12 protein-coding genes and 1 other RNA gene are annotated in these 15,588 nt (G+C 43.4%); 6 read left to right on the forward strand and 7 right to left on the reverse strand.

Features of this window, described 5'->3' with window-relative positions; genetic code table 11:
- Positions 1 to 12: 12 nt before the first annotated feature.
- From HMPREF1534_RS14835 to HMPREF1534_RS14825, 3 genes are read right to left on the reverse strand one after another with little or no spacing between them, the layout of a single operon-like run.
- Positions 13 to 756, reverse strand: a complete 744-nt coding sequence (locus HMPREF1534_RS14835) for an ABC transporter ATP-binding protein (protein ID WP_005937437.1) — start codon at positions 754 to 756, stop codon at positions 13 to 15.
- Positions 757 to 791: 35 nt separating this feature from the next.
- Positions 792 to 2,009 carry an efflux RND transporter periplasmic adaptor subunit gene (locus HMPREF1534_RS14830; protein WP_005937439.1) on the reverse strand — a complete coding sequence of 406 codons (1,218 nt, stop codon included), beginning with the start codon at positions 2,007 to 2,009 and terminating at the stop codon, positions 792 to 794.
- Positions 2,010 to 2,045: 36 nt separating this feature from the next.
- Positions 2,046 to 3,389 carry a TolC family protein gene (locus HMPREF1534_RS14825; RefSeq protein WP_005937441.1) on the reverse strand — a complete coding sequence of 448 codons (1,344 nt, stop codon included), beginning with the start codon at positions 3,387 to 3,389 and terminating at the stop codon, positions 2,046 to 2,048.
- A gap of 155 nt (positions 3,390 to 3,544) precedes the next feature.
- Here HMPREF1534_RS14825 and HMPREF1534_RS14820 point away from each other — a divergent pair, with 155 nt between their 5' ends.
- The 4 genes from HMPREF1534_RS14820 (at position 3,545) to lacZ4 (ending at position 8,895) form a co-directional block, all read left to right on the forward strand.
- On the forward strand, positions 3,545 to 3,763 hold the full coding sequence (locus HMPREF1534_RS14820; protein WP_005937443.1) for a DUF4492 domain-containing protein: 219 nt from the start codon (positions 3,545 to 3,547) through the stop codon (positions 3,761 to 3,763).
- A 21-nt stretch (positions 3,764 to 3,784) separates the two neighbouring features.
- Complete coding sequence (locus HMPREF1534_RS14815; RefSeq protein ID WP_005937445.1) at positions 3,785 to 5,290, forward strand: cytochrome ubiquinol oxidase subunit I; 1,506 nt, start codon at positions 3,785 to 3,787, stop codon at positions 5,288 to 5,290.
- A gap of 46 nt (positions 5,291 to 5,336) precedes the next feature.
- Entirely contained in the window at positions 5,337 to 6,482 is a 1,146-nt protein-coding gene (cydB, locus tag HMPREF1534_RS14810; RefSeq protein WP_005937448.1) for a cytochrome d ubiquinol oxidase subunit II, read from the forward strand.
- Positions 6,483 to 6,858: 376 nt separating this feature from the next.
- Positions 6,859 to 8,895: a beta-glucuronidase LacZ4 gene (gene lacZ4, locus HMPREF1534_RS14805; RefSeq protein WP_005937452.1), complete on the forward strand. Its 2,037-nt coding sequence runs from the start codon at positions 6,859 to 6,861 to the stop codon at positions 8,893 to 8,895.
- Between the two features lie 170 nt (positions 8,896 to 9,065).
- On the opposite strand, the gene HMPREF1534_RS14800 is transcribed toward lacZ4, so the two are convergent.
- Positions 9,066 to 10,718 carry an AMP-binding protein gene (locus HMPREF1534_RS14800; RefSeq protein ID WP_005937455.1) on the reverse strand — a complete coding sequence of 551 codons (1,653 nt, stop codon included), beginning with the start codon at positions 10,716 to 10,718 and terminating at the stop codon, positions 9,066 to 9,068.
- A 13-nt stretch (positions 10,719 to 10,731) separates the two neighbouring features.
- Entirely contained in the window at positions 10,732 to 11,307 is a 576-nt protein-coding gene (locus HMPREF1534_RS14795; RefSeq protein ID WP_005937457.1) for a helix-turn-helix domain-containing protein, read from the reverse strand.
- 114 nt (positions 11,308 to 11,421) lie between these two features.
- Here HMPREF1534_RS14795 and HMPREF1534_RS14790 point away from each other — a divergent pair, with 114 nt between their 5' ends.
- Positions 11,422 to 12,027 (forward strand): riboflavin synthase, encoded by a 606-nt coding sequence (locus HMPREF1534_RS14790; protein WP_005937460.1) that lies wholly within the window; start codon positions 11,422 to 11,424, stop codon positions 12,025 to 12,027.
- Here the strand turns inward: HMPREF1534_RS14790 and HMPREF1534_RS14785 are convergent.
- Both HMPREF1534_RS14785 and rnpB read right to left on the reverse strand, forming a co-directional pair.
- A complete protein-coding gene (locus HMPREF1534_RS14785; RefSeq protein WP_018451934.1) occupies positions 12,024 to 13,352 on the reverse strand; it encodes a YihY/virulence factor BrkB family protein in 1,329 nt (442 codons plus the stop codon). The genes HMPREF1534_RS14790 and HMPREF1534_RS14785 overlap by 4 nt on opposite strands.
- A 19-nt stretch (positions 13,353 to 13,371) precedes the next feature.
- An RNA gene (gene rnpB, locus HMPREF1534_RS19520) (RNase P RNA component class A) lies at positions 13,372 to 13,739 on the reverse strand.
- A 296-nt stretch (positions 13,740 to 14,035) separates the two neighbouring features.
- On the opposite strand from rnpB, the gene HMPREF1534_RS14780 reads away from it, so the two are divergent.
- Entirely contained in the window at positions 14,036 to 15,559 is a 1,524-nt protein-coding gene (locus HMPREF1534_RS14780; protein ID WP_005937467.1) for a trypsin-like peptidase domain-containing protein, read from the forward strand.
- The last annotated feature ends 29 nt before the right edge of the window (positions 15,560 to 15,588 follow it).

A 15,588-nucleotide genomic window follows, 5' to 3' on the forward strand; every position in this document is an offset into this window, starting at 1 on the left:
TGCTGATGAAGGTCAGTCTTCATCGTTCTTAGGCAGAGCGGCCAGTGCTTCGGCGGCGGACAGGATGTGTGTGTTGACCGTGTCTTCTATCACATGACCGTCGCGCAGGCGGATATTACGGCTACTGTATTGTGCCAGTTCGGGATTATGGGTAACGAAGATAATCGTGCGTCCTTCGGCATGTAACTTCTGGAAGAGTACAAGAATCTCGAAAGAGGTGCGGGTATCAAGGTTACCGGTCGCTTCATCGGCAAGGATAACAGCCGGGTTGTTGACCAAAGCACGGGCGATGGCCACGCGTTGCATCTGTCCTCCCGACATTTGGTTGGACTTGTGTTCCAGGCGGTCACCCAATCCGACGGATATCAGGGCGTCAATGGCTCTTTTCCGTCTTTCGGTTGCCGAAACGGAAGAGTTATACATCAGTGGGAGTTCCACATTTTCCACTGCCGTAGTTTTAGGCAGCAGGTTATAATTTTGGAACACGAAACCGATTTTGCGGTTGCGCAGTATGGCACGCTGGGGTTTGCTCATGGTGCGGACGGATACGCCGTCCAGCAGGTATTCTCCGCTGGTGGGGGTATCAAGGCACCCCAGTGTATTCAGCAGGGTGGATTTGCCCGAACCGGAAGTACCCATGATGGTGACAAACTCTCCTTCGCAGATGGTGAAGGAAATGCCGCGCAAGGCGTGCACGGTTTCTTCACCCACCCGGAAGTTTCGTTTGATATTTTGAAGTTCGATAATCTTTTTCATCTGTCTTTTTTGCATATAGGTTTTGATGTGCAAGTTTATTTATTGTTTTTTTTCTTGCTTCCCGGAGGGCCGGGCATGAAGGGACTTCTTTCTCCATTTTCACCGACTCCTTCCATTTGAGGGGCATTGCTATTGACCACGGCTTCCGTGACGACAGGCATATTCTCGGTGATGCCGCTTAGAATCTCGGTCAATGTACCGTTTGATATACCGATTTTAACCGGATGTGCGGTAAAAGTATTGCCTTCCAGTGTCCACACTTTGTGTTCTCCTTGGCAGTCATTGATTTTATATCCTTTGGCAATGTCTTTATTCGGTGTGAACCGCAGTGCTTTGCCGGGCACAGTCAATACATTGTTTTTGTTTAATGTATAGATAGTGGCATTGGCTGTGAGACGGGGTTTCAGCTTCAAGTCGGGATTATCGGCAGTAATGACTACTTCATAAGTGACAACTGTAGTAGTGCCGGTAGTGGAACTGCTGCTACTGCTGTTGGTGCTTCCCAAACGTACTTGTCTTACATAACCTTCAAATACATCATCGGGATAGGCATCCACGGTGAATGTGACGCGGGCACTGTCTTCCACTCCGGCAATATCGGCTTCATCCACATCTGCCACTACCTGCATTTTGGTCAGGTCGGCGGCAATGGTGAAGAGAGTCGGAGTTTCGAAACCGGAGGCAACTGTCTGTCCTTCTTCTACATCGCGGCTGGTTACCACTCCGTCAATGGGAGAGGTGATGGTGGCATACGAAAGGTTGCGCTCGGCTTTGGCAAGGGCGGCTTTACTGGCATCGAAAGAGCTTTTTGCACGTTCGTAGTTATATACATACTGTTCGTAATCGGTATCACTGATGAGCTGCTTGTCGTGTAACTTCTTGTTGCGTTCGTACAATTTCTTTTGATAGTCGTATTCAGCCTTGTTGCCATCGTAAGTAGCCCGGGCAGACTGAAGTTCGCTCTGGAGTGTGATTTTATCCATTTCTGCTATCAGTTCACCTTTGGTTACCACAGAATTATAATCAACGTAAATCTTGTCGATAATGCCTGATACCTGAGTACCGACTTCGACTTCCGTCACAGGTTCGATGGTTCCTGTAGCAGTGATTGAATTGCTGATATTGCTTTTTTTTACGTTTTCTGTTGCAAAGCTCACTGTGCTTTTTGCTTCAGAGCTTCCAAGCATCCAAAAACCGCCGACTGCAACCATGACGACTGCGGCACTGAGAAGGATCGTTTTCTTCTTTTCCATACTGTATTACTATGTATAACGTTTATATTTTCGGTATTATAACTTTATTTCTTGTCCTGCATAGAAGTTCAGCAAGGTGCGGTCCAGGATAGCCATATACTTGGCTTGGATGCGTTGTTGCTGTGCACTGAGCAGGTTGTTCTTCTCGGTCAGGAGTTCTACGGTATTCTTCATGCCCAGATTGAACTGTTCGTTTACCATATCAAAGCTGATTCGGCTGCTTTTCAGTTTGCTCTCGGCTGCATCATATTGCTGTTGGGCGTTTGTGGCATCCAGCCAGAGGCTTTCTATATTTTTGTAAAGCTCCTTTTGCTTATTGATTAAGTCGAGCTGACTGCTGCTGTATTGCAGACGTGCTTTCTGAACAGCACTTTTGTTTTGGCGGTTATCAAAGATAGGAATACTGAGATTAATTCCTATCATGTTGTTCCAACCATACTTCATTTGTTTTCCCCAACCGTTTTCGCTGGCACTATTGGTGGTACTGCCTGCAGAGGCACTTAAACTGATGGTGGGATAGTAGCCTGCTTTGGCAACGGAAATATCCAACTTTGAGCTTTCGATATTGAGTTTGCTGCTTTGTATTTCGGGACGCGAAGCCAGTGCCTGCTGATATATATCCGTTTGGCCGGGTAAAGGTTGCAACACGTGTTCGTCTGTCAAAGTGGGGAGAACAAGATCCATTTCCTCGGTTCCGTCCAGTTCGAGCAGTTGTTTGAGTTGTAACTTATAATCCCGGAGCGAACTTTCGGCTGTAACCAGTTGATATTGGTCATTACCAACCTGAGCTTCCAATTGTGCAAGGTCGGCCTTGGAGATGCTTCCTTCGTTGAAGAGTTCTACACCGCGTTCATAAGTGGCGCGGCTCACTTGCAAGGTATTCTCATTAATCTTCACCGATTCATCGGCATACAGGATTTGGATAAACACTTGTGCGATTTGTTCTTGCAATGAATTTTCCGTTTGTGCTACGGTAAGTCCCGCTATTTCGCGGCTCATCTTTTTTTGCTTGATTGTGTTTATGCGTTTGTTCCCATTCCAAACCGTCCATTGAGCATTCAGTCCGTAGTTGCCGCTATAAGTCGTTTTGCTGTTGCTGCTGATAATTTCAGTGCCGTTTACAGTACTGCTGTTTTCCTGATACGGACGGTTTGTTACGTTGTGTCCGGTATTGAACGATAGACTGGGGAAGAGGGTTGCTTTCGCAGTCTTTACATCCACATCACTTTCTTCCAATGAAATTTTATCCTGTTGCAACTGGATATTCTTTTCCAAAGCGTATTCAATGCAGTCGTTCAGAGTCCATTTTTTTGCTTCCTGAGCGGTCAATGAAGAGGTCGCTAATAAGCTAATTGCTAAATATACTACTCGTTGTTTCATCCTTTTTGCGGTTTAATTTGTTACTGCAAATGTAGGGGACATTGCTTTTATCGGCAATAAATATAGATTCCCCGCACATTTCTATGGACAAAAACTTGTTTTTTACCGATAAAGTATTTTTCTTTGTAATAATTACAAGTTTAAGATAAGTTTCTATGAGTAATACTTTGTTAGTTCGTATATGGACGTTCTATCGGGACGGTTTCCGTGAGATGACCCTTGGCCGGACGCTTTGGGCCATTATTCTTATTAAACTGTTTATTATGTTTTTTATTTTGAAACTCTTTTTCTTTCCTTCTTTTTTAAAGGAGAAGACCCCTCAGGAGAAGCAGCAATATGTAGGGGAAGAATTGATTAAACGCGCAAATCCATAAATATTTTAATATCAAAACGGTATGTTTGAAAACATTGACACTTCGCTAATCGACTGGTCGCGGGCGCAATTTGCACTGACGGCCATGTATCACTGGCTTTTTGTTCCTCTTACATTAGGACTGGCTATGATTATGGGGCTCATGGAGACTTTCTATGTAGTCACAGGTAAGGAATTCTGGAAACGCACGGCAAAGTTCTGGATGAAGCTTTTCGGTATTAACTTCGCCGTAGGTGTTGCTACGGGATTGATTCTGGAGTTTGAGTTCGGTACGAACTGGAGTAATTACTCTTGGTTTGTAGGTGATATTTTCGGTGCTCCGCTGGCCATCGAGGGTATTCTGGCTTTCTTTATGGAGGCAACGTTCATTGCCGTTATGTTCTTTGGCTGGAACAAAGTAAGTAAACGTTTCCACCTGGCATCTACATGGCTGACAGGTATCGGTGCAACACTTTCTGCATGGTGGATTCTGGTTGCCAACGCTTGGATGCAATATCCGGTGGGCATGGCATTCAATCCTGAGACAGTGCGTAATGAGATGGTGGATTTTGCAGCGGTGGCACTCTCGCCGATGGCTGTGGCTAAGTTTTTCCATACCGTGCTGAGCGGTTGGGTACTTGGTGCAGTGTTTGTAGTGGGTGTCAGTTGCTGGTATCTGCTTCGCAAGCGCGAGATTGAATTTGCGAAAGCAAGCATCAAAGTGGCTGCCGTCTTTGGGTTGGCAGCTTCGCTGATAGTGGCATGGACAGGAGATATCTCCGGCGTTCAGGTGGCCAAAGTGCAGCCGATGAAAATGGCTGCGGCCGAAGGACTTCAAGAGGGTGGCAATGGGATGCCGTTTACGGTGGTAGGCGACATAAAGATTCCAAAAATGCTTTCTATTCTGGCCACTCATGACATAGACGGATATGTGCCGGGCATCAATAATTTACTGGAAGGCGGTTACCAAACTCCGGAGGGAACCATCGCTCTTTCTGCACAAGAGAAAATAGAGCGCGGTCAAAAGGCGATTGCTGCTTTGGATGCTTTCCGCAAAGCGCAGAAGGAGGGTAATAAAGAGGCTGCAAGTGTAGCACGCCGGACATTGGATGAGAATGTGGCTTATTTCGGATACGGATATATCAAAGATCCTGCTCATTTGGTTCCTCCTGTCGGATTGACATTCTGGTCGTTCCGCATCATGGTAGGGTTGGGAGGATATTTCATCTTATTCTTTATTGTGGTACTTGTCCTGTCTCGGAAAGACAAACTGAAAGATGCAGGGTGGTTACAGAAACTTGCACTTTGGACTATCCCGTTGGGGTATATTGCCGGACAAGCCGGTTGGGTGGTAGCCGAAGTAGGTCGTCAGCCGTGGGCTATTCAGGATATGTTGCCGGTGGGAGCCGCTATTTCCAAGTTGCAGACGAGCTCCGTGCAGATAACTTTCTTTATTTTCCTGATATTGTTTACTATTATGCTGATTGCTGAAATCAATATTATGGTTAAGGCCATAAAGAAAGGACCGGAGGCAATAAAAGGTGAATAACTTTTGTATGCGGTAATTCCATTATTTATCATTTAAATAAAATTCTATGGACTATATATTTCTACAAAATTATTGGTGGTTCCTGGTTTCATTGCTGGGTGCCCTGTTGGTGTTTCTGCTTTTTGTGCAGGGTGGCAATTCTTTACTGTTCACTTTGGGCCGCACTCACGAAGAGCGTACCATGCTGGTGAATTCCACAGGACGTAAGTGGGAGTTTACTTTTACTACGTTGGTTACTTTCGGAGGAGCTTTTTTCGCTTCATTTCCTTTGTTTTATAGCACCAGCTTCGGTGGTGCATATTGGCTGTGGATGATTATCTTGTTCACTTTCGTGTTGCAGGCTGTTTCTTATGAATTTCAGTCTAAATTGGGTAATATTTTGGGCAAGCGTACCTATCAATGGTTCCTGGTAATCAACGGAGTTGTAGGGCCGTTATTGCTGGGAGGAGCAGTGGCTACATTCTTTACGGGCTCTAATTTCTTGGTGAATAAAGGAAATATGGGTAATGAACTGATGCCTGTCATCAGCAGTTGGGCCAATGGATGGCATGGGTTGGATGCACTGACTAATCCATGGAATCTTGTTTTGGGCTTTGCTGTTTTGTTCTTGGCACGTATATTGGGCAACTTGTATTTTATCAATAATATCCGTGATAAAGAATTGATTCCTCATTGCCGTCGCCAATTGATTACAGATACGATTCCTTTCCTGATTCTTTTCCTGGCATTTGTGATACATACATTATTGAGTGATGGTTTTGCTGTCAGTCCCGATACGCAGGAAGTATATATGGAACCTTACAAGTATTTTATGAATTTCATTGATATGCCTGTCTTGTTGGTTTTATTCCTGATAGGAGTGGTCGGTGTATTGTTCGGCATCGGCAAATCTGTTTTCAGCAAGACATCTACCAACGGTATCTGGTTTGCAGGCATCGGTACTGTGCTGACGGTTTTGGCGCTGCTCCTTTGTGTGGGTTATAATAACACGGCATATTATCCCTCTACTGCTGACCTGCAAAGTTCATTAACACTGGCCAACAGTTGTTCCAGTGAGTTTACTTTGCGCGTCATGGCTTATGTATCTGTTTTGGTACCTTTTGTTTTGGCATACATTGTTTATGCTTGGCGTGCAATAGACCGAAAGCCTATTACAGCACAAGAATTGGAAAAAGACGGCCATACTTATTAATCAAGTTTTTAATGAAATTAAAATTGGTATCCCGGTTTTGCAAACAGCTGTAAACGGGATACCGATTTATGTTAAATAACATTGTTTTGCTGCGTAAAATACAGATAAACTATTGCAGAATTCCCGAAAGTCCGTATATTTGCACTGTGTTTTTCATAGTATTAGATTTAAGGTTAACAAAGGTTGGAGCAAGGCGTTGCTCCTTTTTTTATGCCCATATACCTCGTTCTTCCCTTATTTGGACAAATTTATGAGATAAAACCGACAAAAGTTATAGTTGGCGGTAGTGATACTATTCTATCTTTGTATAACAAAGCCTTTGTAGAGGTAATGGTATTGTTGAATTTAGATTACATGGATATTAAAAGGTAAGAACATGAAACACCTTCGACTGACTTTCTCTGCATTATTTGCCATGGCAGTAAGTATGCAGACTCTTGCGCAAAGAGAAAATATACTCATCAATCAGGATTGGAACTTCCGATTCTCCCATCAAGTGGATAAGAATTCAAGTCGCCGGGTAGATTTGCCTCATACTTGGAATGCACAAGATGCTTTGAGTGGCAAACCCGACTATAAACGAGGAATCGGTAATTATGACAAGAAACTATTTATCCGTTCCGAGTGGAAAGGCAAACGACTGTTTCTCCGTTTTGAAGGAGCAAACTGTGTAAGCAATGTTTTCATCAACGGCAAACAGATAGGAGAGCATCGGGGTGGCTATGGGGCATTTATTTTTGAAATCACCGATAAGGTGAATTATGGGAAAGATAATACCGTGCTGGTTCGTGTGAATAATGGTGAACAGCTTGATGTCATGCCTTTGGTAGGTGACTTTAATTTCTATGGGGGGATTTATAGGGATGTGCATTTACTTGTTACGGAAGATATTTGTATCTCTCCTTTGGATTATGCTTCTCCGGGAGTATATCTTTTTCAGCAGCATGTGGGTGAGAAACAAGCCGCTGTTTTGGCTCGTATTAACCTGTCGAACGGAACGGAACATCCCCGGCAGGCAACTCTTAGGCTCCAAGTAAAAGAAGGAGATAAAGTGGTTTATCAGGCGGATAAAAAGGTGACTGTTGCACCTCATACCAGCGTACAACCCGAAGAAATGAGTTTTACCTTGCTGAATCCTCGTTTATGGAATGGCAGGGAAGATCCTTTTATGTATCAGACAGTGATAACCCTGGTGAAGGATGGAAAAGAGATAGACAAAGTGGAACAGCCGTTGGGACTTCGTTATTATGCGACAGATGCCGATCGGGGTTTCTTTCTTAATGGAAAACATTTGCCTTTGCATGGGGTGTGTCGTCATCAGGAGTGGGCAGAGGTGGGAAATGCACTTCGTCCGATGCATCATGAAGAAGATACTCGGTTGATGCTTGAAATGGGGGTAAATGCCATTCGTCTGGCTCATTATCCACAAGCTACTTATATGTATGATTTAATGGATAGGAATGGAATTGTGACTTGGGCAGAGATACCGTTTGTCGGTCCCGGAGGTTATGCTGATAAAGGTTTTGTCGACCAGCCTTCTTTTCGTGAAAATGGTAAGGAGCAGTTGAAGGAGATGATCCGTCAACATTTTAATCATCCGAGTATATGTTTTTGGGGGTTATTTAATGAACTGAAAGAAAATGGAGATAATCCGTTGGAGTACATTAAAGAACTGAATGTGCTGGCACATCAGGAAGATCCTACACGTCCCACCACATCAGCCAGTAACCAAGGCGGTGCTATTAATTTCATAACAGATAATATTGCGTGGAACAGATATGACGGTTGGTATGGAGCAACTCCGGCGACATTGGCTTCATGGCTGGACAAGACACATCAGGCACACCCTGAAATAAAGATTGCTATCAGTGAGTATGGGGCAGGAGCAAGTATTTATCATCAGCAGGATTCATTGGTACAAACCAGCCCGGGAAGTTGGTGGCATCCGGAAAACTGGCAGACGGAATATCATATTCAGAATTGGAAGATTATTAGTGAACGTCCATACGTTTGGGGCAGTTTTGTTTGGAATATGTTTGATTTCGGAGCAGCTCATCGTACAGAAGGGGATCGTCCGGGTATCAATGATAAAGGATTGGTGACGCACGACCGTAAAGTTAAAAAGGATGCATTTTATTTTTATAAAGCAAACTGGAATCCTGAACCGATGGTTTATATTGCCGGTCGCCGTAGCGTGAACCGCGTAAAACCAGTGACAGAGGTACAGATATTTTCTAATTGTGCAGAAGTAACTCTGAAGGTAAACGGACAAATAATAAAAAAAATGCAGCCGGATGGTGTAAAAGTGTGTATCTTTAAAGATATTCGGCTGAAAAAAGGGGAGAACAACATAGAAGTATCGGCGAAAAATGGTAAAAGGGTGATAACTGATGCTTGTTGCTGGATATTGTAACAAGAAAAACATGGAAGTGTATCAAAATTAAACCGGTCTATCCCATCGTCAGCTGTAGGGACAGGGTTTGCCTGCCCGAAGACGCAAAGTAAACTGTTTTCGGGCGAGCGAATCTCGCCCCTACGGATTAAACGACAGCATTATCCCTGTTTTGACCCCATGAATATATATTAAATAATTTCTATTCCATGCTTTTGGCATAACTCCAGTCCTATATCTTTTAACTTGAATTTCTGAATCTTTCCGCTGCCGGTCATTGGAAATTCATCAACAAAGAAGATATATTTGGGTATTTTGTATCGTGCAATTTTGCCTGTGCAGAATTCACGAACGTCAAATTCATTCATTTCTATTCCTTTGTGCAGGATAATGAAGGCGCCTACTGCCTCACCGTATTTTTTAGAAGGAATACCGGCTACTTGTACATCTTTGATTCCTTCCATCTGATAGAGAAATTCCTCAATTTCACGTGGATATATATTCTCTCCACCACGGATAATCATATCTTTGATACGCCCTGTGATTCGGTAATTTCCATCTTTATCTTTGACTCCCAAATCTCCCGAATGCAGGAAGCCGTTCCGGTCTATCACTTCGGCAGTGGCTTCCGGGTTCTTATAATAGCCTTTCATGGTATTGTATCCTCGGTTGCACATTTCTCCTTGTACGCCTATCGGACATTCTTCGCCGGTTTCGGGGTCGATTACCCGGACTTCTGTAAACTCAAAATCGCGTCCTACTGTGTTGCAACGCACATCGAATGGGTCGTCCAAACGAGTGGCTGTCATGCCGGGAGCTGCTTCTGTCAGTCCGTATACGCTGGTCACTTTCATAAACATCTTTTCTTCCACTTTCTTCATCAGTTCCACCGGGCAGAGAGATCCGGCCATGATACCTGTGCGAAGGCTTGACAAATCAAACATATCGAACATCGGATGGTTCAGCTCGGCAATGAACATTGTCGGAACTCCGTAAAGGGCTGTACATCGTTCTTTATGAATAGACGCAAGTACCAATAACGGGTCAAAGCGTTCGACCATTACTTGTGTACATCCATGTGTCAGACAGTTCATGGTGGCAAGTACTACGCCGAAACAATGGAAAAGAGGGACACAAACACACAACTTGTCATCAGAAGTGAATTTCATGTGTTCTCCGGTGAGGAAGCCATTGTTGCTTATATTATAATGTGTAAGCATGACTCCCTTTGGGAATCCTGTCGTGCCGGAAGTGTACTGCATATTCACCGTGTCGTGGCAGTCCACCTGTTTCTTGGCTTCAGTGAGTTCGTCATCCTCTACATTACTTCCCAATAGGAGGATTTCAGAAGTGTTATACATTCCTCTGTATTTTTCCTGACCGATGTAGATGACATTCTTCATGCAAGGAAAACGCTTGCTTTTCAGATACCCACGTTGTGAACTTTTCAGTTCGGGCAGCATGGCATAAACCATGTTGACGTAGTCATCCGAGCCACGATCACCGTTGACGATACATAACGTATGCATATCTGAATTCTGACAAAGATATTCCAGTTCGGCTTGCTTGTAGTTGGTGTTTACGGTTACAGCTACAGCACCGATTTTGGCGCAAGCATACAGGAAAGTGAGCCAGTCGGGTACATTGCCTGCCCAAATTCCTACATGAGTATTTCGTTTGACGCCGATGGCAAGCAATCCTTTTGCCATATTATCAACACGCTCATTGAATTGCCTCCAGGTAAAACGCAGGTTACGATCTGAATAGACGATATATTCTTTATCGGGAGTGGCTTCAGCCCAATGTTCGAGCCAGTCTCCGAGGGTTCGGGTATATAATTCCATGTCAAAATCCGATTTAGATGGGTGTATAGATTACCGCCAATATCTTGGCTGCCTGTCCGCAAAGTCCGTGCACATGATGGGGGACAATAGAGTCATAATAAATACTGTCTCCGGCTTCTATCACATAGCATTTTTTGCCGTGACACACTTCAATGACACCTTCCATTACATAAATGAACTCTTCTCCTTCGTGCGACGAAAGGGTAAACTCAACATTGTCATTCGAAGCTACATCAACAATGAAAGGTTCCATATGGCGGTCGGCTTTCGATTTTGACAGAGAATGGTAGCGCATGTGAGTGCGTAAGTCCATTGCATTATTTGAAAAGCTGATTGTATCTTCGGCACTCTCTTTGCGACAAACGACTGCTCCCTGCTCTTCTTGGTCATCCAGAAAAGTGCCCAGGCGTACTCCCAATGCACGTGCTATTTTGATAAGAGGAGCCAGTGAAGGAAGGTCTACATTATTTTCTATGCGGTTGATTTGCTCTTCGGCAAGCCCTGAACGTTCTGCTAATTCTGCTACACTGATTTCTTTTGTTTCACGCAGCGATTTAATCTTTTCGCCAACGATTCTTGTGCTATCCATATTTGTTAGTATTAGTAATGTTTGCAAAGTAATTTGTGCAAAAATACATAAATCTTTTATTTAAGACGGCTTTTTCTCTTTATCTTTGCACTTTAACTATTAAATTAATGAATTATGTTCTCAGGAATTGTAGAAGAATATGCAGAAGTAGTGCGTTTGGAAAAAGAACAAACTAACCTGCACCTTACATTGAAATGTTCGTTTGTAGACGAACTGAAGATAGATCAGAGTATTGCTCACAATGGTGTTTGTCTGACAGTGGTAAGCATTCAGGATGGTACATATACAGTAACTGCCATTGAAGAAACATTGGAGCGTTCCAACCTTGGATTGTTGAAGGTAGGGGATAAAGTGAACGTGGAGCGTAGTATGATGATGAACGGACGTTTGGACGGACACATCGTGCAGGGGCATGTAGATCAGACTGCGGAATGTATCAGCATCCAGGACGTGGATGGTAGCCGTTATTATACCTTTAAGTATAAGTTTGACAAGGAGATGGCAAAGCGTGGTTATATGACGGTTGATAAAGGTTCGGTTACCGTAAATGGTGTTAGTCTGACTGTGTGCAATCCGACAGATGATACTTTTCAGGTTGCTATTATTCCTTATACTTACGAACATACCAATTTCCACACTTTCCAGTCGGGAAGCATTGTGAATATAGAATTCGATATCATCGGCAAATATTTGAGCCGTATGATGCAATTCAATAACTAAAGGTCTTTCAACAGTATCTTGCTGGTGCTTTGATAATATTCTTCGCGAGCTCGCATCAGTGCTTCCCACGGAGCACTGTATCGCTCACGGTCAATCTTGAATGCTTCTGAACCGGCTACATCCAGTCTGTTCAGGAGCATTGCCACATTCATCCGGTTTATATCCACAGATGGGAGATATGCAAAGGATTCATCGTCATCATCTACAGGAGTTTCATAAATCATGTGCATATCTTGCAGTTCATATAATATGTTTTTGGTTAGCCGGATGGGAATCTTATGTTCATCACTCAATGTGACGGCGGTATAAGGAGGTTCTTCCGTTTCGAAGCGTTTACAGATGAGCGACATGATAAGGATGCAAAGAAAGTCATGATACCGACGACTGATATGAGCTGTCTCTTTACTGAAACTGTAATTTTTCAAATTTTGGGCTACATAGCACAGTTCCGCACCATACAAACAGATGCTCCACGATATTTGTGTCCACAGCAAGAACATTGGGATGGCGGCAAAACTACCATAAATGGCATTGTAACGTGAAACCCATATCTGACTTCCGATATATAGATATTGGAATGCTTGGAACGCAGTACCGGCTATGATACCGGGTATGATAGCGTATTTGATTTTTACCTTTGTGTTCGGCATAAACACATACAGTCCTGTAAACATACCCCATGTGAGTATGAAAGGGATAAGTCTGACCATAAATTTCATTAGCGGTGCCAGCAATACGAAATCTTCCATGTTCTTCAGCATCGTTGTCATGAAGATGGATATACCGCTTGACAATACGATTAATAGCGGAAGAAGTAAAAGGATGGAAAAGTAATCTGTCATTTTACGGTAAAGAGTGCGTGGTTTCTTCACCTGCCAAATGTAATTGAAAGTACGTTCTATGTTATATGTCAGGCTGAGAATAGTCCAAAACAGCATGATTAAACCGATACCGATAAATATACCACTTTTGGCATGAATCAGATAAGAGTCAATCAATCCGAGAACTGTTTCTGCGGCCGCACTCTGTCCTTCCAGTCCGCTGCGAAACTGAGTCTCCAATAAATTGGAGAAGCCAAAACCACGCGCAATGGCAAATAAGATGGCTAATATAGGAATACTGGAAAGCAGCGTGCTGTATGTCAGTGCCGAAGCTTTATTAATAATACGTCCTTGGGTAAACTCACGGATGGAGAGGGTTGCTATCTTTATTGCATTATAAAATATTCCACGGGATTTACTAACCTCGTCTTCCGTCACTCGCCATATATCATCTTTGAGAAACGATTGCAGGCCTTTCAGCTTTTCCTTGTTCATGGTACTCATTTAGGCTCTTTATATAAAAAAAAGCAGTCGGTCTGTAAGCCGGGTTCTGTTCCTTATCTAGCGGTAAGGCGTCTGTCATTTATCTACGCCTGTTGTCACCAACAGGCTCTAGCGGTCTACCCTCCGACGTGGGGCGAGCAACCCTCATAATGCCGGTTTACATGACCTTACAACTCCTAAGATACACAGCCCGACATGTCACCATGCGGCTGGTGGGCTCTTACCCCGCCTTCTCACCCTTACCTTATTCTCGAAAGAACAAGGCGGTTTTTTTCTTCTGCATTACTCTACCTTCGCAGATAGCTTTCTGTTAGGAAGTAGGATGCTCTGTGTTGCCCGGACTTTCCTCTTCTGCCTTGCGGCATCAGCGACAGACCGACCGACTGCTTTGAGAAGACAAAGATAATGCTTTTAGCTCGAAAAGCTGCAAAAGGATGAGAAAAAGTATCGAAATGAATGTGAAATGTTGAATTAATACCTCTGACAGGTCTGTTGTCAGCTATTGATAACGAATGCAAATTTGGCAGATATTGCGGTTAACCCCTGTTAAGTGCCTGTATGCCTCTGTTAAAAGAGGGAAAATTTATCTGACAATGCATACAACCGTACATATTTTGTCATTACTTTAGCGGTATAAAAGTTAAACTGAAAAATGAAATTAACAAACTAATAGATATTAAGTTATGAAACAAGCAACTAAAATGGTACTAGGGGCAACGGCGATTGTAGCTGTTAGCGCAGGTGTAGCGGGAGTAACGACTTATACTATGTTGAAGCCTGAACAGAATAAAAGTCTGGCTTTTAATGATGTGTTCCAACAAAGTCAAAATACAAGATTGGCTGCTTTGGATGCGGTTAATATGCAACCGGTCGATCTGACTCAGGCGGCCGAGAATTCTGTACATGCAGTTGTTCATATAAAGTCTACTCAGGAGTCTAAAACTCAGACGGTAACGGTTCGTGATCCGTTCTCTGAATTCTTCGGTGATATTTTTGGAAACGGCAGAGGAGGCGGTCAACAACGTCAGGTGCATACCCCGGAAAGAGTTGGATTCGGTTCGGGAGTGATAATCTCCAGAGATGGCTATATTGTTACTAATAACCATGTGATTGATAATGCAGATGTAATTAGTGTCAAACTGAATGACGGACGTGAATTTAAGGGACGTGTGATAGGTGCAGACCCTAGCACGGATTTAGCTTTAGTTAAAATTGAAGCAGATGATCTTCCTACAGTTCCCGTAGGTGATTCGGATGCATTGAAGGTAGGAGAGTGGGTACTGGCGGTAGGTAATCCGTTTAATATGACATCTACCGTTACTGCCGGTATTGTTAGTGCAAAGGCTCGTACATTGGGTGTATACAATCAAGGTGTAGAATCATTCATTCAAACAGATGCCGCCATCAATCAAGGTAATAGTGGTGGTGCATTGGTTAATGCAAGAGGTGAATTGGTTGGTATTAACTCAGTATTGTATTCACCGACAGGAGCTTATTCGGGATATGGATTTGCTATTCCTGCTAGCATTATGAAGAAGGTTGTGGCAGATTTAAAAGAATATGGAACCGTACAGCGTGCTATTTTAGGTATCAAAGGTACACCGATTAATGATGAACAGCAGTTGATGGATGAGGCGATGAAGAAACAAATAAAAGACTTGGGCGCAGTAGATGGTGTATGGGTTCGTGAAATTATTGAAGGCGGTTCTGCTGCAGGTAAATTGCAGGAAAATGACGTCATCATCGGAATAGATGGCAAGAGAGTGAAGAACTTTGCAGAGCTGCAGGAGGGATTGGCTAAGCATCGTCCGGGTGACAAGGTTACGGTAAAAGTTTTACGTGACAAGAAGGAAAAGGATATTGAACTGACCTTAAAGAACGAACAAGGTACTACAAAAGTTGTTAAGAATGCAGGCATGGAAATATTGGGTGCTGCATTCCGCGAAGTTCCTCAAGAACTGAAGAAGCAACTCAATCTTGGTTCGGGTGTTGAAGTAACAGGAGTAACGGAAGGTAAGATGAAAGCTGCCGGTGTTCGCAAAGGGTTCATTATTCTGAAAGCCAACGGACAGGTGATTAGAACGGTTAATGATTTGGAAGATGTGTTGAAGGCCGCAACTTTGTCACCTGATCAGGTATTGTTCTTAAGCGGTATGTTCCCATCGGGTAAACGTGCCAATTATGCCGTGGACTTGACTCAGGAATGATTCATAAAAGATAAAAATACATAAGGTAA

It is taken from the genome of Phocaeicola massiliensis B84634 = Timone 84634 = DSM 17679 = JCM 13223, from assembly GCF_000382445.1.
GTDB lineage: Bacteria > Bacteroidota > Bacteroidia > Bacteroidales > Bacteroidaceae > Phocaeicola > Phocaeicola massiliensis.